The sequence below is a fragment of the Pseudoalteromonas sp. KS88 genome (genome assembly GCF_004766475.1).
Lineage (GTDB): Bacteria > Pseudomonadota > Gammaproteobacteria > Enterobacterales > Alteromonadaceae > Pseudoalteromonas.
This window is the reverse complement of sequence record NZ_PYHV01000032.1, coordinates 46,511-68,423: the sequence shown is the minus strand read 5'-3', so window position 1 is coordinate 68,423 and position 21,913 is coordinate 46,511. Positions and strand designations below refer to the sequence as shown.

Sequence of the window (21,913 nt, the reverse complement as noted above, 5' to 3'; positions counted from 1 at the left end):
TGAAGCTTATAATCAACTTCACTATGGCACATTGGTAAAAATGTGCTGAGTGGGGAGTCCATATCATTCGTTAGGTTACTAGGGACGTTATGCGTAAATTTCGAGTTTTAGATAAGCAAACTCAATTAATTCTGTGTGCACAATTTCCGCATTTAGACAAATTAGCCGCAATCGAAGAGACGGATACTTATAGTTACTTGGCGGTTTCTGTTTTTGACCATTGGTTGGGCGAAGAAGGTGCTGTTAAATATTTATCTAATGTCACAGCAGACGAACAGAAGCTTAGGGATTCAAAATTCATCAAATTTTCTCAAAAATTGATTGAAAACACTGAAATTTTAAACTTTACGTTCAGAGGAAAGCACAGCAAAGCATTTCCCATATTTCGTAAGTTTACTTCGAATGATGCTAAGGAGAAGTATCTAGCATGTGCTCCAAACAACGTGGACAGCAGTCATTTTTTCAAAATTGTGTTGCCACAACTTAATGCCATTTATTTTGAGAGTTGGGATGATACAAATGTGTTTTATTTGCGAAATACAGAACATCGTAACCAGTTAGAGTTATGGGCAAAAGAATGCGGTTTACATTGCTTAGAGTAGGTAACCTAACAAATAAATTAAAGTCGGACATTGCCAAGAGCGGGCAACGCCGCTTAATTTGGTGTTATAAGTAATCAAAGGATTGTAGTCATCGATGAATTTTAGAGCTTTCTCAATTAAACGTTTTCTGGTTATATCTTTAATATTTAACCTACCTCCAATATTGGCAATAACAAAAATTGGATTATTATTCCTTCCTTTATTATTCTGGATAAATATCCCTGTTTTGTGGACTGGAGTTGCAAAAGCTATGGGTGAGGCACATTTCAAAATTGAAGAGTTTGGAGCGTTACCCCAGTCTGTTACTGCGTATGTGGTTGTAGTATCATTTTGGCTTTTGTTGGCAGGCTTGATTACCGTTGTAACAAGTAAAACTAAGCCAGAGTAAATTACTTATAACAAACTGTTAAATAAGGACAAAAAAAAGTTGGCTGTTTTCGTTCCTCAACATTTTAGCCAACAATATTTTGCCCATTAACGAGGGCGTTATATGCAACATGGAGAGTTTTGTATTGAATCATCTACCTTTAAAAGAAAAGCTAGCATTCATTTTATGTATTAGTTTTGCTACTTTAATCCTAATTACTGGTATTTACGATTTTTTGATTGTCGAATTCATAGCTAGGGATCTAGTAATGACTATTGGCGTATTTCTTATGCTGTTAAGCGCAGGTTTAATGCCGAAATTATTCTTCTCGCCATTAACTAATATTTTAAAACCAGAAAGCATCCCAACGATAGGGAATCCAAGAGTCCAACAGTGGCTTTCATTGTCAGGAGTATTTATCTGTTCACTCGGTTTGGTTTGGCGATTGTTGCTATAACAAGCCATTAAAGCAGGACAAAAAACAGTTGGTTTTTGCTCGTGCCTCGCGCAGTTTAGCCTAACTGTATTTTCTGCTTAGCTTAGCAAAGCGTTATAACGTATAGAGAGTATTGTGATAAACAAAGGAAGTTGCTTGTGTAATCAAGTTCGATATGAAATCGGTGGTGAATTCGAAGATGTTCTGAATTGTCATTGTAGTATGTATCGTAAATTACATGCTTCGGCGTTTAGAACAAGAGCAAAAATCACATCTGAAAGCTGGAAAACGATTCAAGGTGAAGAGCTTATAAAATTCTACGAATCATCTCCTGGTGAGCATAAAGGTTTTTGTTCTAATTGTGGTTCAAGCCTATTTACTAAATTTGATGAGTACCCTGATATTTTAGGTTTCCCACTTGGCACCTTAGACACCGATCCTAAAGCAAAACCAACTCGTCATATTTATGTTGGTAGCAAAGCCGCTTGGCATGACATAGCTGATAACTTACCTCAACAACAAGAGTATGAGTAAAGTCCGTTATAACACAAATGAGCCTTAACTCTGTCAATAGGTACTATCTTTTCTCTGTCGCAAACGTCCTTTAAATTAACATTGTGGGCAGGTAAATCATACTGACAGGCAGTATAGTATTTGTTCACTAGGGCTATTTCTGTGAGCCGCAGGCAAGAAGGGGGTTTTGGTCATTGAATAATTAAAACGCACTTTGTTGAGCATGTTTAATGAACTCAGAATAGATTGTATCTTTTATTAATCGGTCTGGGCTAAATGCGTAATAATGTTGGTATGCATTGTCTATTGCGCCTATGTAATGAACATCAAAATGACGCTCAATCTCGTCTTTAACGAGCATTGGCGCGGGAAATACACCAAACCCTTGCTCTCCTAGCGCTTTCATTAATGCGCTGTCGTCAACGTGACCGACTACAGTGGTTTCTAATCCCAGTTCTTGTAGCCAAAAATAGATTGCTCGACTGACAGGGCTTCCTTTTGCAGGTAATACGACGGGCTGATCATGCAATGAGTGGGGGAAATCAGCTGATAATTTTTTGTGCCAATGTGTATTGCCAAAGAACGCTAATTGACTTTTTCCTATCTCATGGCAAAAGGCTTTGATTGGTAATGCGTTGTCTAAGGGTTGGTCGGCAAGAACAAGGTCGAGTTTATGTGTTGCCATTTGTGAAAGCAGTTCATTTTGTTGACCATCGATACATTGCAAACTCGTAATACGCTCATTATCAATCAGAGGGGCTAACCATTTAGATACTAATGATTTAGGTAATACATCAGAGATCCCCACTTTTAAGGTTTTTGATAAATGTGTGAGCTCTCCTTGTGTTGTTTCAAGCCACTCGTGGGCTATGACAAACATATCATTAGCGTACTGCTGCGTGATCTGGCCAAATTCAGTCAAAATCAGCCCGCGACCTTCTCGAATAAACAATGCCTTACCTAATCGATGTTCTAAGTCACCAATTTGAGAGCTGATTGTTTGAGGCGTTAAGTGCAATATTTTACTCGCTGCTGAGATGCTCCCGCAGCGGCTAACTTGCCAAAAATAATATAAATGGTTGTAGTTAATACTGGTTATCATTCGAAAATACCTGTCAATTAGTTAGAAATAATCAGCTTTTATCTTATTAGATACATTAGTAGATTAAAGCCAAGCCTACAACTAGGGTGCGACAAATAGGACGTAATAGTATGAAGCTGAAACTGACAGTTAAAAATAATCTGATTCAATCGGGTATGAAGGCCTCACTTTCAAAGTTAGTTAAAAGTAATTTAGGCAAATATGCTTTACACATCCGTAAAGTTGATATCAGAGTTGATGATGTTTCAACTCAGCAACATGGCACTTTACAAGAGTGTAGCATTAACATGTTATTACCCGGTCTACCTAGTGTTGTGGTAAAGCGCAAAGGCAAAAACATTTTACATGCTATTCAGCGGGCGCTTACTAGCTTACAAGATGTATTGATGCATAAATATAAAGTACGAGGTTAAACACGAGGGTCTGTTTATCTTTGCGGATTGAAATTTGTTCAAGCTAGGGGGGATTAATCGCGGCGAGAGGTTTGTTACCTAGTGGGCTAAGTCAAAACTGAGCTACAAAGAGTAAATCGCCCCTAGGCAGAACCCGAAGGGCAGCGCTGTTAGGCATTGATGTTGTTTTATCGCCTATTTATGGGGAATAACCACCACATAGGCGCTGCCTTGGCTAAATACCAAACAGACTGCTGCAAATTTAACCTTGAATGGTAAACAGACTTTAGCAAAACGGAGGTGAACACATAATAAATTTTTCAACACACTTAAAACGTAAATACATTCGATAAAACGTAATTGGCTGTAAATTGATCTTATCGCACTTGCATTGATAGTCAGCCGATTATACGCCCATCAAAATAGCCTATTCACAGTGGGCTATTTTTCCATTTTATTGTGAGCAATCAGTTTTAATATTTAATAAAGAGTATTTAAATTGCGGTAAATCGCTTTTATCTACAGTTTAAGGTATTGATTAGTTTAAATATGCTTAAGGATTTTTAAGCACTTTATGCTAAAGTAATTCAAATATTAAACACAGTTCAAAAATTATGTACAATTTAATGCGCGTTTTTGCAGTGGCTTTCTTTTCTTTTATTCTTTGGGTTATCTATTTGGCAAACACGGGTGGTCAAAGTGTTTTTTTTGAATTAATCAGAGGTATTCCATATGGCGATAAAGTAGGGCATTTTTGTTTATTTGGTGTGCTAACATTTATAGCAACTGTGGGCCTAAAATTTAAAACCTTTGGCTTGGCAAGCTTTAGAATTTATTATGGCGCTGCGCTGGTTTTACTTTTTGTTATTTTTGAAGAGCTAAGTCAAGCATTCATTCCCGCTCGAACGCTAGACTCTATGGACTTACTGGCTGATTTTTTCGGTATTGGTTTTGCGACTTTGCTTGCTTACTTGCTTAATACTTACAGGTTAAAGCGGGCTTCTACACAAACAGATAATAGTTAAGTACATTTAAACGTAACTTATACTGGTTAGAATGACTCTAAACCAGTATACTTTTTTTATATGCTCGAGCCCCGGACTATCAATTTTGGTGGCAGTAGGGTGTTTTCAACCTTTTCACCCCGTATTAGTTTTAGTAGATTAAAAACCAACATTTGCCCCGCAAGCGTTGTATCTTGTTGTACCGTGGTTAATGGCGGGTTGGTAAAGCTGGCTACTGCTATATTATCAAAGCCCACCACATGAACATCTTCAGGTACTTTAATGCCTGCTTCTTTTAATGCCCTGATTGCACCAATTGCGATTAAATCGCTGGCTGCGAATAGTGAATTAAAGACAATATTATTGGCGATTAACGAGCGAGTCGCATGATAGCCAGACTCTTCTGTAGAAATAGCATTGGCCATTTTACGTTCGCTTAAAGTAACACCATGACGAGTGAATTCGTCTTTAAAGCCTTGATAGCGAGCAAAAAACTCAGGGCTATGCTCTGATGCATCGCCAATAAATGCACAATCTTTACGATTAACCTTGAGTAAATGATCTGCAGCAAGTTTACCGCCACCGTAGTTATCGCAACTAACGGTGAGGTCGGGTCTGTTATCGACACTGGCTCCCCAGCAAACAAATTTTGTATTCTGTTCTAACAGACTTCTAAACTTAGCTTGATAGTCTACATAATCTCCATAGCCAAGCAGGATTATCCCATCGGCACGGTGACTATCTTCGTAATCGGCTTGCCAATCAGCACTGGTTGATTGAAATGAAATAAGTAAATCGTAACCTTCGCTGGCGCATGCGCGGGTGATACTGCCTAGCATTGCAAGAAAAAAAGGGTTGATTTGAGATTCGTCTGCGGTTGGATCTTCAAAAAGTAAAAGCGCTAGCGTACTACTTTGTTGTGCTCGTAAATTACTGGCATTTTTATCAACTTTATAATTTAATTGTTTTGCAACCTCATATACACGACGTCGTGTTTCTTCGTTGACCAGTGGACTGTTTCGTAATGCGCGCGATACAGTAGATTGTGAAACGCCCGCATAATGGGCAATATCAAATGATGTAGCTTTACCTTTCATATACACAACCTAGTTAAAGACAAATGAAGCAGAGCGTTATAAACGCATGTTATTTTCGTTTATTTGTTATTTTTTTCAAGCTATTTATCAAGATTTGAATATTTATATTGATCCCAAGCTGACACCGGTGTCATAATGTCACCGTTTTATCATTTTGTTGTCAAAACGTTTTATCATTTTGTTGTCAAAACGTTTTAACTGCTCAATTTTATTGAGCAGTCTTTTTTATTCAACAGATAATGGCTTTAAGGTGATAGCTTAAAGTTTATCTTACCGCGATGGCAAAGCCGTTGAAACTATAATAATAAGCTTGGTTTTAGCTACTAGGCAAACCGCTTAGACAAAAGAGAAAACATTATGAGTTGCAACCCTAACACACAATTTGATCCGATCTTAGTCGCTGATATTGGCGGAACGAATGCGCGCTTTGCTTTAATTACTGATTTTATGCAAGAAACAAATCAATTTGTTATTGAGCATAATATCACATTTCCTAGTGCAGATTTTGGTTCATTAGAAGCTGCTTTAACGAACTACCTTTCCCAGATCAAGCCCATTGAGCCTAAACGTGCATGTCTTGCAGTTGCAGGCCCAATAAAAGCAGGGCAAGTACATCTAACAAATTTGGGCTGGCATTTTAGTGTTGAACAGCTCAAAACAGATTTTGCCTTATCTAACCTTGAAGTCATAAATGATTTTGCTGCATTTGCTTATGCTGCTCCTTATTTAGATCCTCAGCAGAATGTGACAATAAAAAGCGGCCAAGCAGACAGCAATGCCAATATTGCTGTAATGGGCCCAGGTACTGGTTTTGGTGCGGCGAGTTTAGTACGTACCAATCAAGGCAGTGCAGTATTGAGCTGTGAAGCAGGTCATATTTCATTGGCATCAGTGAATGAATTAGATACTCAGTTAATTACTGAGTTGCGTAAACAGTTGCCACATGTTTCGGTTGAAACGGTTTTTTCAGGTCCTGGTATTAGTCATTTGTACCAAGCAATGGCGGCGGTAAAAGGTGTTGAGCCAAAAAATTTAACGGCAGCACAAATTAGTGAACTTGCTAATACTGGCGAGTGTGCAGTGTGTGATGCAACGCTTAATCAGTTTTGTGATTGGATCGGCAGTGTAGCGGGGGATTTAGCGCTAACATTTGGCGGTTTAGGTGGTGTATTTATTGGCGGTGGTATATTACCTCGCATGCAATCTCGTTTATTGGCAAGCCGGTTCGTTGAGCGCTTTACTGCAAAGGGCATAATGTCTCAGTTTGTCAGTCAAATACCTGTCACGTTAGTAGTACAAGACAACATACCGCTTATTGGTGCAGCAGCCTGTTTGCATGCAAATGAGCAGGTATAAAACATCGCGATTAGGGATGTCATTGGGAAGTTTGGATGAAGAAAGTTACTATAAATAGTGTTGCAAGTTATGCTGGTGTGTCTAAAAAGACCGTTTCGCGAGTGCTTAATAACGAGCCTAATGTTAGCGATGCAACCCGTGAAAAAGTACTCAAAGTATTTAAAGAGCTTGATTATACGCCCAATCCAATTGCACGAGGCTTGGCGCAAAACCGTAGTTTTATAATCGGTTGCATTTACGATAATCCAAGTAAAAGCTATATCACGCGAGTGCAAACGGGTGCGCTTGCTGCTTGCCAAGAAAATAACTATAACTTATTGATTCATCCATGTGATATGCGTGGAGATGCGTTAATTAGTAATATTGAGCAGTTACTGCAAAGCTCCCGTTTGGATGGTTTAGTACTGACCCCACCGTTTTCTGATTTTAAAGAGCTTGTTGATTTTCTTAAAACGAAAAAAGTTCCTTATGCGCGTGTTGCATCCGCAGTACTTGACGATGAGTCAATTTCTGTTCGCAGTAATGATGAACAAGGCGCATTTGAGATCACTGAACACTTAATTAGTTTAGGCCATAAATCGATCGCATTTATTAAAGGTCACCCAGATCACAGTGCCACAGAGCAACGGTTCAAGGGTTACTTAAGAGCGCTTGATACGCATGGAGTCGAATTTAATGAAGGCTTAGTTGAAGAGGGTAACTTCAGCTATCATTCTGGTGTTGATAGTGCGCGAAGCATTTTAGACTTAACGCCAAGACCAACAGCCGTTTTTGCGTCCAATGATTACATGGCTGCGGCTGTGCTAAAGCTTGCCACGCAAAGACAATTAACAGTGCCTGATGATATTTCGATTGCGGGATTTGATAACGCGCCTATTGCTCGTCATATTTGGCCGGGGTTAACAACCATTGCGCAGCCTGTTGAAGATATGACAAAGCAAGCCGTAACTAAGCTAATAGAAAGCATAGCTCAACCAGAAGAAAAACCTTACCAAGTCACTCTTGAAGCGCGTTTAATAACCCGCGAATCAACAGCGCGAGTTAAATAACCTGAAACTCTGGATAATAAATTTCACAGTTGCCTGAGTTTGAGTGACGCTTGCTCAGGCACTTTTTATTCGTACGCTCTGCACCATCACTTTTTAAACGACGCTACTCACTCCTAAGCTGTATTTTATTTCAGCAGTTTATTTGTTTTTCGCGTGTATTTCCTGTTCATTATTTGGTCATTTAAATAAATTAGACTAAATTTAAGTGATAAGGTTGACACCGGTGTCACAGTCGTGCGTTAATACAGTGACACCGGTGTCAGGTTGGTTGTGAGAGACGGCCTGATAACGTATACCTTTGAACGGGTAAATCAAAGATGCTCAGTGCAATTACATTCGTGGAGTGTGTGGTTGCCACTGAGCCTTTATCCTCTAACAATAGAGATGAGTCGAATTTTATGTTGCATCCTCGTATTCAAGAAGTCACCGAACGCGTTATTGAACGCAGTAAACAAACTCGCCAAGCTTATTTAGAACGAATCAATCACGCAAAAAAACAAACAAGAACGCGTGCTGGTTTAGGCTGCGGTAATATTGCTCACGTTATGGCTGCATGCAGCAGTGATGATAAAGCGCGTTTAAAAGCTGATGAACAACCAAATTTAGCGATTATTAATTCTTACAACGACATGTTGTCTGCGCATGTGCCTTACAAAGATTTTCCAGATTTAATTAAAGAGCTTGCCACTAAATATGACGCAACAGCACAAGTTGCTGGTGGTGTACCTGCAATGTGTGACGGTGTTACGCAAGGGCGTGACGGCATGGAATTATCACTGTTTTCACGTGATGTCATTGCAATGTCTACGGCAGTTTCTCTTTCGCATGACGTGTTTGATGGTGTTTTCTGCTTAGGTGTGTGTGACAAGATTGTCCCAGGATTGTTAATTGGTGCATTGTCATTTGGCCACCTTCCTGTTGCATTTTTACCAGCAGGTCCGATGCAATCAGGTATTCCAAATAAAGAAAAAGCCCGTGTTCGCCAAAAGTTTGCTCAAGGCTTAGTAAGCCGCGATGAGTTATTAGAAGCTGAAAGCGCGTCATACCACAGCGCCGGTACATGTACGTTTTACGGTACGGCTAACTCGAACCAAATGCTGATGGAAATAATGGGGCTACATTTACCAGGCAGCTCGTTCATTAACCCGTATACAGAACTACGTGATGGTTTAACTGGTAATGCCGTAGAGACCATGCTTAAGCAGTTAATTGAGTCTAAAGATGCTAATTGTTTAGCGGATGTTGTTAGCGAAAAAACCATTATTAATGGTCTTGTAGGTTTGTTGTCAACAGGTGGTTCAACAAACCACGCAATCCACTTAGTGGCGATAGCTAAAGCCGCTGGTGTGCAACTAACGTGGAAAGATATGTCAGATCTATCTGAAGTTGTTCCACTTTTAACACGTATTTACCCAAATGGTTCTGCTGATGTAAATCATTTCCAAGCTGCGGGTGGTATGGGCTTTTTGATGAAGCAACTAGTTGGTGCTGGGTTCTTGCACAATGATGTTAAAACCATTGTTGGCGAGGGTCTTGAAGCTTACACCTGTGAGCCACGTTTAGACACCGACAACAACGTCATCATGACAAACAGCTCAGGCCCAAGCAAAGTTAAATGGGTACCATGCCCTGAAAAGTCTCTTGATGAAGAGGTTTTACGTCCAATTGACAATCCGTTTAGTAAACAAGGCGGCTTACAGCTTTTAACCGGTAACCTTGGTAAAGCAGTTATCAAAGTATCAGCGGTTGCGATTGAGCATCAAGTAGTTACAGCTCCGGCAAAAGTATTCAGCTCTCAAGGTGCATTGCAAGAAGCGTATTCGCGTGGTGAGTTAAACCAAGATTTTATTGCCGTATTGAAAGAGCAAGGTCCTAAAGCGAAAGGTATGCCTGAGCTTCATAAGCTAACGCCAGTCATGGCTACGCTTCAAGATCAAGGTTACAAGGTTGCAATCGTAACGGATGGCCGTATGTCTGGTGCGTCAGGCAAGGTGCCTGCAGCCATTCATTTAGCTCCAGAAGCTGTTGAAGGCGGTATTATCGCTAAAATTCATGAAGGTGATTTAGTTACTCTTGATGCGCCAGCAGGTATTTTAAAATTACATGTTGAAGATGAAGAGTTAGAAAAGCGTGAACTACAACTTAGCCCTGCAAGCCCAACATTTGGCACAGGTCGAGAGTTGTTTGAAGGATTCAGAAACATTGTAAGCAGCGCTGACCTAGGTGCTAGTGCGTTTGGAATAGAATAATAATTAGCCATACACAGGGTAATGAGGACATTCAATGAGCATAGAAAAAATATTAGCATCGGCACCGGTTGTGCCAGTTGTTGTAATTGAAAAGCTAGAAGATGCAGCCCCGCTTGCAAGAGCACTTTATAACGGCGGCTTAAAGGCGTTAGAAATTACATTGCGTACACCCATTGCGGCAGAAGCTGTAAAGCTTATGAAAGCAGAAGTACCAGAAGCGTATGTAGGCACAGGTACAGTGGTAGACAAAGCAAGCTTTGAAGCGTCCGTTGCAGCAGGCGCTGACTTTATGGTTAGCCCAGGTGTAAACGATGAGCTGTTAGCCCTTGCAAAAGAAACAGACATTCCATTTCTGCCAGGTGCCGCAACGCCAAGCGAAGTGATGAAATTAGCTAGTCACGGGTTTAAGTTTTTAAAGTTTTTCCCAGCTGAAGCTGCTGGTGGTACGGCAATGATTAAGTCAATTGGTGGGCCATTACCACAGGTAACTTTTTGTCCAACAGGCGGCATCAGTTTAGCAACTGCTCCAAATTATTTAGCATTAAGCAACGTAATTTGTGTTGGTGGGACGTGGATGCTTGACAAAAAATTGATTGAAAATAAAGACTGGCAAGCCATTGAAACGCTTGCTCGCCAAGCAAGTGAAGTTAAATAATTAAAGGGGAATTTGAAATGATTAATGTAGCAATTAATGGCTATGGCCGTATCGGTCGCAACGTATTACGCGCACTTTATGAATCTGCACAAAATAACGAGATTAAAATTGTTGCAATTAACGATTTAGCACCGGCTAACGTTAACGCACATTTAACTCAATTTGACTCAGTGCATGGTCAATTTTCTCAAAAAGTAACACTTGCTGATAACACCATGTTGATTGGCGACGATGTTATTACCCTTACCCAAGAGCGCGATCCTGCTAACTTGCCTTGGAAAGAGCTTAATGTTGATATCGTATTAGAGTGTACTGGTTTTTTCACTAAGCGTGATGATGCCGCTAAGCACATTACTGCTGGCGCGAAAAAAGTAATTGTTTCTGCGCCTGGCACTGATTTAGATGCAACAGTAGTTCATGGTGTGAACAGCGATGTAATTAATGCAGATAGCAATATCATTTCAAATGCATCATGTACTACAAACTGTTTAGCACCAATTGCAAAAGCAATTAATGACACTGTAGGCATTGAACAAGGCAGCATGACAACTATCCATGCTTATACAAATGATCAAAACTTATCAGATGTATATCACCCTGATTTATACCGTGCACGTAGTGCAACGCAGTCTATGATCCCAACTAAAACGGGTGCAGCAAAAGCTGTAGGCTTAGTGTTACCTGAACTTGCAGGTAAGCTGGATGGTATGTCAGTACGTGTACCAACGATTAATGTATCGTTAGTTGATTTTACCTTTATCACTAAACGTGACACTACGGCTGCTGAAATCAATGAAGTGATGAAAGCCGCTGCAGAAGGTTCAATGAAAGAAATTTTAGAGTACAACGAGCTTCCGCTTGTTTCTATTGACTTTAATCACAATCCAGCGTCTTCAATTTTTGATTCAACACAAACCAAAGCTGAAGGTAAATTAGTTAAAGTGATGGCTTGGTATGATAATGAGTGGGGTTTCTCAAACCGCATGTTAGACCAAGTTAAAGCACTGGGTCAGTACTTATAAAAGTACCCGTAAAAGTTTAGCTTTATCCACCAAAGCCGCGATTTTCGCGGCTTTTTTCGTTTCATTGATTGGCCACAGAACCCTCAATACTGTGCATCTCACGATTGTCCCAATCCGCAATAATACTCAATCATTTTTAGGTATTAAACCTGACGCTAACGGCGTTAAAAATATTTTATTTAGAATAACTAAATGACGATATTTTTGCCTTGTTTTCGACAAGGTTTTCTTACCTCAAATAGATCTCTTAATTAAGCGAATTGGTATTAGATATTTTGGCTCAATGGGTTGATTGCTAATTCATCATTTTAACAATATTTTGTTTGCGTTTTGGGTTCAAATGATACATCTTAATGGTGCGAGTGATAATACGAATCGATTTAGATAAAACCTTAAAATAGCTGGGTTAAGTAAATCTATCACTTACATTAATAAATCAAATGAAAAGGATTTTATTGTGCAAATAAAGTTATTATTGGCAAGCTTATCTGCTTTCGCTATCAGTGGCTGTGGTGGCTCTTCGAGCGAGAGTAATGAACCTGCAGCGCCCATAAGTGCAGAACAAACATACACACTTAAGGTAATGCCTAGTGACTCTGTTGCCGGGCTTGAATTGTCATGGATGAATAATACGGCAACCCTAGTGGCAGGTAATGAACTTGATTTTACCGCCAAAGGAACATCATTTGTGCAGCCTGTGGTATCGAATATTCCTGATACGATGAATTGTGATTCAACATTAAGTAATACCACGTCTCTTGATTATACGTTATCAATTGAATGCGCTGCAGCAGCGGTGACTTTTGAATTAACAACACCGTACATATACCCCATTATTATTCGTTATGCACAGAGCGAACTCATCGTCGATAAGCGTACTGTTTCAACGGATGCCAGTATGGCAGGTGAAGTTGAAATAATGCAACTGGGAGGGCCTCAAATATGCGATGTTGAAAAGTTGTCAAATGTTAAATATGAGATTGCTTGCCACCCTTACATTACGGTTTCTGAAAATGAAAAAGTTTATTTACATTTTGGTGGGCAAGATAAACAGCTTTTGTTTGATAACCCAAATAAAGAACGGCTTTTAGCGTCTGAAAACATGTGGTTTGAAGAAAAAGTATGGTTTATTACTCAAAGTGATGCATCGGGCTTTAGACTGCAGTCAGTTTCATTTGATAATGGTCAGCTTGGCGATAGAGTAGTTTATGATATTACGCCTTCAAGTATCGCGCGCTCGGGTGATACTTTATTCGCTTTATCATCTTCCCCTATTGGTTTATATCGTTGGAAAAGTGGGGCATGGCAAATGGTGTCTAACCTGCTTGAAGAAACCAGCCTACAAAGTGGGTTTGTTACTAATAATAGCAACCTTTATCTTGCGGCTGAGGATAACGATGATCCAGCCTCTAAATCTTATATACAAATTATAAATGGCCAGGTGCGTGGCAAAAAAGCGATTAGTAATCAGATTAGCCAATTCAGCCATGCCCCATTATTTGATTATGATGATGTAACATTTAGTATCGGCTTTGGCCGTGATGATCAATTGATCATAAATGTGATGGACTCACTCTCAAGTGCGCGTGATGATGCAATATTCTCATTGGTGAACGTGAAAAATGCGACGATCTGGCAAAATAAAAACAACCAATTTTTATTTACTAATAATGACAGTGGCGTTGAGCAGTTTGAGTTTTCTCGTAATGACGTTCCAAGCACGATTGCCTTTGATATAAATCCACTCACTCAACTTTTACCTGATTGGATAGGGGGAGATCTAGATACACTGCTCGCAGGAGATTTTGTTGATACCGAGTCTGCTGAACATGGAGTGCTTAAATATTTAAGACATGGTGACAGTGAATTTTTTGAAGCTCAATTACAAACACGTTTAAATACGACTTACCCTATACGTGTTTATAATGAAACATGGCGAGAAGTGTCACGCTTTGCAAACAGTAACACAACAAAAATCACCCCCATTGTAAGTGAACAAGGGTTTATATTGGTTTACGTCGGTGCGACAGCGTCACCACAATCGCAAGGTCAATTGTGGGCTTTATCCGCTGGGCACGCGCTGTTAATAAAAGAGCAGGTGCTATGGGGGCAATACCTTAGCAAAAACTATCATTTTGAAGCTATATCACAGAGCCACCTGGTCGTTTTTAGTAAAGAAGAAAACGAAGCGTTCACGGTTGCCATTGATTAGCTCAAGGCGCATATCGTAAATTATCACGATAAATTTGAATAGCATTAAACACGGTTTATATACTGTAAACCGTGTTTAAACTTATACCAATCCGCAATAATACTTAATCATTTTGCGGGGCTAAACGTGTCGCTATCTGCGTTATAAAATTCTCATTTAGAACAACTAAATAACAAATTTTTTCCTAGCTATCAACACGTTTATCTATCCTCAAAGTAGATCACTTAATTAAGCGAATTGGTATTAAAGGGATTCAATAAGGGTCTGGAGCGATGGTCTTAAAGAGAAGTTCTCTGTCATACACTGTTGAGCTAATATATTTAAATGTTCGGTCTCTTCATTTTTGTTACATACACTGAGTAAATCATCAATTAAGCAGCCAATTGCGCGAACTTCAATGTATTGCATTTGTTGACGCTGGTAGTCTGTTAATGATGTCAGATCTGTTGCAGCGCCAAAATCACCAAATAAAACATTCGCCTCTTTATCTACCATAATATTATGAGCGTAAATGTCACCATGGCTTACATTATTAGCATGTAAATGAGCTACGGTTTTGGTCATTTGTTTAACGATAGACTTTATTGCAGTAATGCTAAATTGTGTATTCTGTGCGAAGGTATCGCGTGTGCAAGTATCCAACGTTGGGGGAAGGCCTAAGTTTTGATATTCTGCGCCAATAAGCTCCATGACAAGACCTAACTGTTCAGGGTTATCAATATACGCGAGCACTTTTATTAGGTTACTGTGTTGACCTGTTTGCAGACAACAATTAACTTCATCAAGTGGGTAACCATCACTGGTAATTGCGCCTTTAAATAACTTTACCGCCACATTTTTCTGCTGCCATTTTGCAAGGTGAATCATACCAGAAGCACCTTCTCCTATCTGGCTAATAAGCTCAAATTCATCAATGTTGATTTTTTTTAATGGTGCATTTTGTAAACATTGTGATTTATTAAAATCGTTTCCTGCAAATGCGACCCAAGTAAGCTTGGGCAATTCAAAAAGCCAATCATCTATGTGTGTCAGCTTGTTTGCAGATAAACGTATAAGCTCGAGTGCTTGGCAGTTCTTCATGCTTTGAGGCAGAGTCGTTAACTCATTACCCGCAAGCGCTAATTTACGCAGCTCTCTTAGTTCACCAAATGACTCTGGTAATTGCTCAATATGATTATCGGTTAAAATGAGCCATTGGATTGCGGCGGGTAAACTATTCTCAGCAAATTCGCTAATTTGATTGCCTTTAAATGCCACCATAATAAGGGCAGGGCACTGTGCTAATACTGGCGGAATATGCTTGAATTGATTAAACGACAGGAAGACGCGTTTAAGCTTTCTTAACGTTGCAAAGTTATCGGGTAAATTGTTCAAATTATTATTGGATAAGTCGAGCACTTCAAGTGTGTCGTGCAGAGTAAGAATCTCTTCTGGGAATGTGTCTAACTGTTCGACTAATTGTAAGCGTTTAGCCCCGATTAACTGGCCACTGCGAAGCTGTTCAAGGGTATGCAAAATGAAATTCCGTTTTAGTTTGTTAATATGGTAGTAAAAATAAAAAGGCCAAACTAAGTTGGCCTATTTTGAAGTCTTAATAAATATAATTAAAACTGTGCGTTATGGTATACGTTTTGTACATCATCACAATCTTCAAGCATGGCTAAAAAGCGCTCCATGATTTCTACATCTTCACCTTCAATAGGGGCTTCTACTTGTGGTACAAAGGCAATTAAGTCTTCGTCAAATTCACTAATACCCATTTCTTCAAGGGCAGTGCGTGTATTGTTATATTCAGTGTGAGGGGCAAACACAGTTACTTTGCCATCTTCTACTTCAACGTCAGTAACATCTACATCAGCCATCATAAGCGCTTCAAGTACAGCTTCGTCATCATCGCCATCAAATACGAAAATCGCAAGGTGATCGAATAAATGAGACACTGAATTTTGTGCGCCAATTTTAGCGTTTGCTTTGGTAAAACAGACACGTACATCGGCAAAGGTCCGTTTGTTGTTGTCAGTTAAACAATCAACAATAATCATGCAGTTACCTGGTCCATAGCCTTCGTAACGGGTTGCAGCGTAATCTTCACCGCCACCACCTTTTGCTTTGTCGATAGCACGTTCGATAACGTGGGCAGGTACTTGGTCTTTTTTGGCGCGTTCTATTAATCGGCGCAGTGCAAGGTTGCCGTCTGGATCAACGCCACCATTTTTAGCGCAGATATATATTTCTTTACCGTACTTTGAGTAAACTTTTGTTTTAGCACCCGCAGTTTTAGCCATTGAATCTTTTTTGTTTTGGTAAGCTCTTCCCATCTGCGTTTCGCCTTCATGTTTTTAAAAGTATAAATTTTGTAGTGCTGTATTCTAAAGGTTAATTTCGGGTAGGGCTAGTATGTATTCGTTGATTGAATTGGGGGCTTTAATAATCATAGGGTTGAATGCAGTAATATGTAAGCAAAAAATAACCCGCAATTGCGGGTTATCAGTCTTATATTTAGGTATATTGCTTACCAAATACGAACACGTTCTTCTTCAGGTAAATAAAGCTCATCACCTGGTTTTACATCAAACGCTTTGTACCATGCGTCGTGGTTACGTGGTGCTTGCGCTCTAAAGCGACCTGGAGCATGTGTACCGCCGCGAAGCTGGTTAAGCATGCTTTGTTCAGTACGTTTTTCTTTCCATACTTGTGCCCATGCTAGGAAGAAGCGTTGATCGCCAGTTACACCATCAATAACGGGGGCTTCTTTACCATTTAAGCTTAATTTGTATGCATGATAAGCCATAGCCAGTCCACCTACGTCACCAATGTTTTCACCTAGGCTATTACGGCCATTAACAAAGTTACCAGGGATTGGTTCGTATTTACTATATTGCGCTGCAAGTTGGTCGGCTTTAGCATCAAACGCTGCACGATCGGCATCGGTCCACCAATTACGTTGTACACCGTTTGCATCAGATTTTGAGCCTTGGTCATCAAAGCCATGACCCATTTCGTGACCAATTACCGCGCCAATACCGCCGTAGTTAACAGCAGGATCTGCATTTGGATCAAAAAATGGTGGTTGTAAAATCGCGGCTGGAAATACAATTTCGTTAAATGAGCTGTTGTAGTATGCGTTAACACGTTGTGGCGTCATGCCCCAGCGGTTACGGTCAGTTTTTTCAAGTTCTTTTGCTACACTGTCAGCTCTGAAAAATTCACGGGTATTTTTAATATTACCCATTAAGTCAGTTTTACTGATTGTTAAACCATCAAATGATTGCCATACATCAGGGTAACCAATTTTTGGTACGAATGCGGCTAGCTTAGCATGTGCATTTACTTTAGTTTCTTCGCCCATCCAATCTAAATTATCAATACGCTCGCCAAGTGCTGTACGCAGGTTTTCGACTAATTCAGACATTTGCTGTTTAGACGACTCTGGGAAGTAGCGTGCAACGTATACTTTACCAATTGCAAACCCTAACGAGTTAGTGCTCGACATTTGGCTAATAGCGCGCTTCCAACGTGGACGAGGCTCTTGTTGACCACTGAGTTCTTTACCGTAAAAGGCAAAGTTAGTATTGAATACTTCCTCAGATAATAATGACGCGTTACCACTTAGAGCGTGATACGTTAAATAGTCTTTCCATACCGCTAGGTCTTCTTGATTGATTAATTCAATCATGGCTTTAATCGGCTCAGGCTGTGACACATTAAGTTGTGGTACTTTGTATCCTGTTTGTGCAAAGTACAAATCCCAGTTAAAGTCTGGGTAGGCAGAGTTTAGGTCTTCGCGCTTGATTTGATTTAATGTAAGGTCGCGATTTCGACGTTTTTCACGTGGCCAATGACCTTGTGCAATTTTTGTCTCAAGTGCGAGGATTGCTTCTGCGCGTTGTGTGCTGTTGTCAACGCCTGCTAGTGTTAGCATTTCACTGATATGTGCTACATACGCAGCGCGTGTTTTTTCAAATCGCTCTGAATCTTCAAGGTAATAAGAACGATCCGGTAAACCTAGACCGCCAGCGCCTAAAGACATTTCATATTTATTAGGGTCAAGACGGTTGAACCACATGCCACCGCCAATCGGTGAATTGACACCAGATAACCATGACTGACCAAACAGTTTAGTTAAATCGTCAGTTGATGACACTGCGCTAATATCATTGAGTAAAGGCTTAATAGGGGCTAGGCCTAGTTTATTAAGCGTTTCGGTATCCATGTAGGCGTTGTAAAAATCGGCAATTAGCTGCTCTTCTGCGTTTAAATCATCACGTGCAGCAATTTCTTCAATAATAGCTTTAACACGCTCTTCACTACGCTCAGCCAAACCTGAAAATGCGCCATAGCGAGTTTTATCTGCTGGCATTTCATAGTTGTCATACCATGTACCACTGGCATACATAAAAAAGTCATCGCCAGGTTTAACGGCTTCATTACGTGCGGATAAATCAACACCAAATGAACCTAATTCTGCTTTTTGTGTACTTGCTACTGATTCAGTTGTTGTATCTTGTGTTTCGGTTTGCTCAGGCTTTGAACAACCAGTTAAAAATGTGGCAGCGAGTGTTGCTGCGATAAGCGTTTTTTTCATTTTATTGCCTTGAATATTATTTTTATCGGTATTTATCTGTTCTATCTTTAATTGTTATAGAGAACGTTGAGCTAAACAAACATTTTGAGGTGAATAACCTAATCGCTCGATAGAATTAGGTTAACATCAATTTACGTTTATGTGGACTCTGTTTGTTGTAATTGCCACATGCGTGAATATTCGCCCCCTAAATTCAACAATGTTTGGTGAGTACCTTGTTCTACTAATTGGCCATCTTTAAGCACAATAATTTTGTCAGCATCTGTAATAGTCGATAACCTGTGAGCAATGACTAAACTGGTGTGATTACTTGCCACTTCTCGCATTGCATTAAGTATTGCTTGCTCTGAATGAGAGTCTAGAGCCGAGGTCGCTTCGTCAAAAATTAAAATTGGTGATTGCTTTAAGATTGCCCGTGCGATTGCTATACGCTGTTTTTCACCACCTGAAACTTTTAACCCTCGCTCCCCAACAAGTGTTTGGTCACCTTTATCAAGGCTTTTAATAAAACCCTCTAGGTGTGCAAGCCTGATCGCGGTATCAATTTCGTCATCAGTGGCTGTTGGGCGTCCATACGCTATATTTTCACGAATACTCGAATTAAAAAGAACAGTGTCTTGCGGTACGATGGCAATAGCTTGGCGTAAACTTTCTAAGGTTATGTTGTTTATGGGTTGGTCATCAATTTTAATACTGCCACTTTGTATATCATAAAAACGATAAAGTAAGCGTGCGAGGGTGCTTTTACCGGCACCACTAGAGCCAACAACCGCGACTTTACTATTTGCTGAAATGTTAAAGCTTAAGTTATTAATGATGCTGCGATTTTTGTCATAGCCAAAAGAAACATTCTCAAATGAGATATCACCCTTTATTAAATTTAATGGTTTTGCGTCGGCTACGTCTTCTATTTTTGCTTTGCGTGTGAGTAATCCGAGCATATTTTCAAGATCTGTCAAAGCGCGGCGAATCTCGCGATACACAAAGCCCAAAAAGTTAAGCGGTAAGAATAGCTGAATCATGTATGCATTAATCATAACCAGCTCACCAATAGTAAGCTCACCTGTTACAACATCTGCGGCACCAAGCCACATAAGGGCTGTAATGGCGGCCGCAATGATCAATGCTTGACCTGAGTTTAAAGCAAGCAGAGATAATCGATTTTTCAGCCTCGCTTGTTCCCAGCTCGCTAAAAACGTATCGTAACTTTTAGCTTCATATTCTTCATTGTTAAAATATTTAACGGTTTCATAATTTAATAAACTATCAATTGCACGGCTATTACTGTTGTTATCGGCCTGATTCGCTTCACGAATAAAACGGTTGCGCCATTGAGTAACAATGACGGTGAATGCAATGTAACTTATGACGGCAATGAGGGTAACAAGTGCAAACCAAGGTGAAAAAACGGTGGCGAATATGACTGCAACAATCACTATTTCAAAAAGGGTTGGCACAATATTAAACATTAAAAACCGCATCAAAAAGCTGAGTCCGCGTGTGCCGCGCTCAATATCACGACTGATGCCACCGGTTTGTCTATCTAAATGAAAGCTTAGCTCCAGCGCGTGTAGATGCTTAAATACCTTTAAGCCAATATGGCGCATTGCATGCTCGGTTACTCGGCCAAATAGTGCATCACGAACTTCGCCAAAAAAGACGCCAGCAAAACGCAGTCCTCCATACAATAATAATAATGCAACAGGGACTATGAGTAGGGTTTGTAAGTTTCCGTCAACCGCATCAATGATTTCTTTGAGTGCCCAAGGCATTAGCAAAGTAGCGCCTTTGGCTGCGATAAGGGCTAAAAGCGCCAATACAACACGGCCCTTGAATGCCATAAGGTAGGGCCACAAGGTTTTAATACTTTGACTTAAATTCATGGCATCGTGATGTTTTATTGTTTCTTGTCTACTGGCACCGCGCATACTATTCCTGCTTTGACTTTAATTAAGATATTAAGGGTGTATTAAACTTTTTGGTGTAGCCTAGAGTATATACTTAAATGGTTATGACCATGCTTATTAATTCACAGCCAGGGCATTATACTACAATTTAACGTAACGCTTTGGTCTATAGAGTAAAACTTAGTTTATACAAAGAAAGGACAGCACATGAAAACTATTGGATATGCGGCACATGAAGCCAACACACCACTAAAACCTTATCACTTTGAAAGACGTGAGTTACGTGATGAAGATGTAGCAATTGAGATTCTTTATTGCGGTGTTTGCCATTCGGATCTTCATACAGTGAATAATGATTGGGGTGGCACGCGCTATCCAATATTACCCGGGCATGAAATTGTTGGGCGTGTCACTGAAATTGGTGACACAGTGAGTCAATATAAAGTTGGGGACACTGTAGCTGTTGGCTGTATGGTGGATAGTTGCTTAGAATGCGATCAATGCCACAAAGGAGAGGAACAGTTTTGTCGTGAAGGCATGGTTGGTACCTACTCAGGAAAAGATCGAGTCACTGGCGAAGAAACAAAAGGCGGCTATGCAAAGCATATCGTGGTGCGTGAAGAGTTTGTTTTAAGTGTACCTGAGTCATTAGATAAGGCAGCATGTGCGCCAATTTTATGTGCAGGCATTACAACCTATTCTCCACTTCGTACGTTTAATGTCGGCCCAGGTAGCAGAGTCGGGGTGATTGGTCTGGGTGGTTTAGGCCATATGGCGATTAAAATTGCAGCCGCAATGGGGGCACACGTTACGGCGATAAGCCGATCAGCCGATAAAAAAGACCAAGCACTCGAGTATGGCGCTAAAGACCTGCTTGTTTCTAAAGATGAAAAAGCAATGCAAGCGTATAACAATCAATTTGATGTAATCATCAATACGATTCCAGTAAAACACGACTTTACACCTTACCTTCCTTTATTAGACATTGATGGAACTCAGGTATTGGTAGGTCAGGTTGGTGAAATGGCTGAGTCTAATTCTGTGCCGTTATTATTAGGTCGTCGTCGCGTGGCGGGTTCATTAATCGGAGGAATTGCCCAAACGCAGGAAATCCTTGATTTTTGTGCTCTACATAATATTTTACCAAAAGTTGAAATGATTAAAATGGATGAGATTAATAACGCCTTTGAACGTTTGAAGGAAGGTGATTTATCTCATCGCTTTGTGATTGATATGTCATCTCTGGAAGTGGCTTAACGCTATTCTAAATCACTAAGTATGATCCATTATTTTAACTTTAGCCGCAGTTAATACTGCGGTTATATACCCAAACCACCCCAAGATACGAGTTTCAGTTGGAATTAA

At 40.0% G+C, this 21,913-nt stretch carries 18 protein-coding genes; 12 read left to right on the top strand and 6 right to left on the bottom strand.

What is annotated here, in order from left to right; genetic code table 11:
- Positions 1 to 89 precede the first annotated feature (89 nt).
- The 3 genes from C7Y70_RS18945 (at position 90) to C7Y70_RS18930 (ending at position 1,939) form a co-directional block, all read left to right on the top strand.
- Positions 90 to 602 carry a hypothetical protein gene (locus tag C7Y70_RS18945; RefSeq protein ID WP_135476499.1) on the top strand — a complete coding sequence of 171 codons (513 nt, stop codon included), beginning with the start codon at positions 90 to 92 and terminating at the stop codon, positions 600 to 602.
- 94 nt (positions 603 to 696) lie between these two features.
- Entirely contained in the window at positions 697 to 990 is a 294-nt protein-coding gene (locus C7Y70_RS18940) for a hypothetical protein (RefSeq protein ID WP_135476498.1), read from the top strand.
- Positions 991 to 1,561: 571 nt separating this feature from the next.
- Positions 1,562 to 1,939 (top strand): GFA family protein, encoded by a 378-nt coding sequence (locus C7Y70_RS18930; RefSeq protein ID WP_245321603.1) that lies wholly within the window; start codon positions 1,562 to 1,564, stop codon positions 1,937 to 1,939.
- Between the two features lie 181 nt (positions 1,940 to 2,120).
- On the opposite strand, the gene nhaR is transcribed toward C7Y70_RS18930, so the two are convergent.
- Positions 2,121 to 3,020 carry a transcriptional activator NhaR gene (gene nhaR / locus C7Y70_RS18925; RefSeq protein ID WP_099294318.1) on the bottom strand — a complete coding sequence of 300 codons (900 nt, stop codon included), beginning with the start codon at positions 3,018 to 3,020 and terminating at the stop codon, positions 2,121 to 2,123.
- 110 nt (positions 3,021 to 3,130) lie between these two features.
- On the opposite strand from nhaR, the gene C7Y70_RS18920 reads away from it, so the two are divergent.
- Positions 3,131 to 3,433 carry a hypothetical protein gene (locus tag C7Y70_RS18920; RefSeq protein WP_135476495.1) on the top strand — a complete coding sequence of 101 codons (303 nt, stop codon included), beginning with the start codon at positions 3,131 to 3,133 and terminating at the stop codon, positions 3,431 to 3,433.
- Between the two features lie 605 nt (positions 3,434 to 4,038).
- Entirely contained in the window at positions 4,039 to 4,437 is a 399-nt protein-coding gene (locus C7Y70_RS18915; protein ID WP_245321601.1) for a VanZ family protein, read from the top strand.
- 56 nt (positions 4,438 to 4,493) lie between these two features.
- Here the strand turns inward: C7Y70_RS18915 and C7Y70_RS18910 are convergent, their stop codons facing one another.
- The gene (locus tag C7Y70_RS18910; protein ID WP_099294308.1) at positions 4,494 to 5,513 is read right to left on the bottom strand and encodes a LacI family DNA-binding transcriptional regulator; all 1,020 of its coding nucleotides are present in this window, start codon (positions 5,511 to 5,513) and stop codon (positions 4,494 to 4,496) included.
- A gap of 357 nt (positions 5,514 to 5,870) precedes the next feature.
- Here C7Y70_RS18910 and glk point away from each other — a divergent pair, with 357 nt between their 5' ends.
- The 6 genes from glk to C7Y70_RS18880 all read left to right on the top strand — a co-directional run bounded on the left by glk (position 5,871) and on the right by C7Y70_RS18880 (position 14,056).
- The gene (gene glk / locus C7Y70_RS18905; protein WP_099294306.1) at positions 5,871 to 6,869 is read left to right on the top strand and encodes a glucokinase; all 999 of its coding nucleotides are present in this window, start codon (positions 5,871 to 5,873) and stop codon (positions 6,867 to 6,869) included.
- 35 nt (positions 6,870 to 6,904) lie between these two features.
- Positions 6,905 to 7,918, top strand: a complete 1,014-nt coding sequence (locus C7Y70_RS18900) for a LacI family DNA-binding transcriptional regulator (protein ID WP_135476492.1) — start codon at positions 6,905 to 6,907, stop codon at positions 7,916 to 7,918.
- Positions 7,919 to 8,316: 398 nt separating this feature from the next.
- Positions 8,317 to 10,167 carry a phosphogluconate dehydratase gene (edd, locus tag C7Y70_RS18895; protein WP_099294376.1) on the top strand — a complete coding sequence of 617 codons (1,851 nt, stop codon included), beginning with the start codon at positions 8,317 to 8,319 and terminating at the stop codon, positions 10,165 to 10,167.
- Between the two features lie 34 nt (positions 10,168 to 10,201).
- Positions 10,202 to 10,822, top strand: a complete 621-nt coding sequence (gene eda / locus C7Y70_RS18890) for a bifunctional 4-hydroxy-2-oxoglutarate aldolase/2-dehydro-3-deoxy-phosphogluconate aldolase (protein WP_099294301.1) — start codon at positions 10,202 to 10,204, stop codon at positions 10,820 to 10,822.
- Between the two features lie 17 nt (positions 10,823 to 10,839).
- The gene (gene gap / locus C7Y70_RS18885) at positions 10,840 to 11,844 is read left to right on the top strand and encodes a type I glyceraldehyde-3-phosphate dehydrogenase (protein WP_135476490.1); all 1,005 of its coding nucleotides are present in this window, start codon (positions 10,840 to 10,842) and stop codon (positions 11,842 to 11,844) included.
- A 457-nt stretch (positions 11,845 to 12,301) separates the two neighbouring features.
- Positions 12,302 to 14,056: a hypothetical protein gene (locus C7Y70_RS18880; protein WP_135476488.1), complete on the top strand. Its 1,755-nt coding sequence runs from the start codon at positions 12,302 to 12,304 to the stop codon at positions 14,054 to 14,056.
- A gap of 243 nt (positions 14,057 to 14,299) precedes the next feature.
- On the opposite strand, the gene C7Y70_RS18875 is transcribed toward C7Y70_RS18880, so the two are convergent.
- The 4 genes from C7Y70_RS18875 to C7Y70_RS18860 all read right to left on the bottom strand — a co-directional run bounded on the left by C7Y70_RS18875 (position 14,300) and on the right by C7Y70_RS18860 (position 20,569).
- Positions 14,300 to 15,571 carry a leucine-rich repeat-containing protein kinase family protein gene (locus C7Y70_RS18875; protein ID WP_135476486.1) on the bottom strand — a complete coding sequence of 424 codons (1,272 nt, stop codon included), beginning with the start codon at positions 15,569 to 15,571 and terminating at the stop codon, positions 14,300 to 14,302.
- 89 nt (positions 15,572 to 15,660) lie between these two features.
- Positions 15,661 to 16,374: a YebC/PmpR family DNA-binding transcriptional regulator gene (locus tag C7Y70_RS18870; protein ID WP_135476484.1), complete on the bottom strand. Its 714-nt coding sequence runs from the start codon at positions 16,372 to 16,374 to the stop codon at positions 15,661 to 15,663.
- A 194-nt stretch (positions 16,375 to 16,568) separates the two neighbouring features.
- On the bottom strand, positions 16,569 to 18,641 hold the full coding sequence (locus C7Y70_RS18865; protein ID WP_135476482.1) for a M13 family metallopeptidase: 2,073 nt from the start codon (positions 18,639 to 18,641) through the stop codon (positions 16,569 to 16,571).
- 137 nt (positions 18,642 to 18,778) lie between these two features.
- Complete coding sequence (locus C7Y70_RS18860) at positions 18,779 to 20,569, bottom strand: ABC transporter ATP-binding protein/permease (protein WP_210114679.1); 1,791 nt, start codon at positions 20,567 to 20,569, stop codon at positions 18,779 to 18,781.
- Positions 20,570 to 20,755: 186 nt separating this feature from the next.
- Here C7Y70_RS18860 and C7Y70_RS18855 point away from each other — a divergent pair, with 186 nt between their 5' ends.
- Complete coding sequence (locus C7Y70_RS18855) at positions 20,756 to 21,805, top strand: NAD(P)-dependent alcohol dehydrogenase (RefSeq protein WP_135476480.1); 1,050 nt, start codon at positions 20,756 to 20,758, stop codon at positions 21,803 to 21,805.
- Positions 21,806 to 21,913 lie beyond the last annotated feature (108 nt).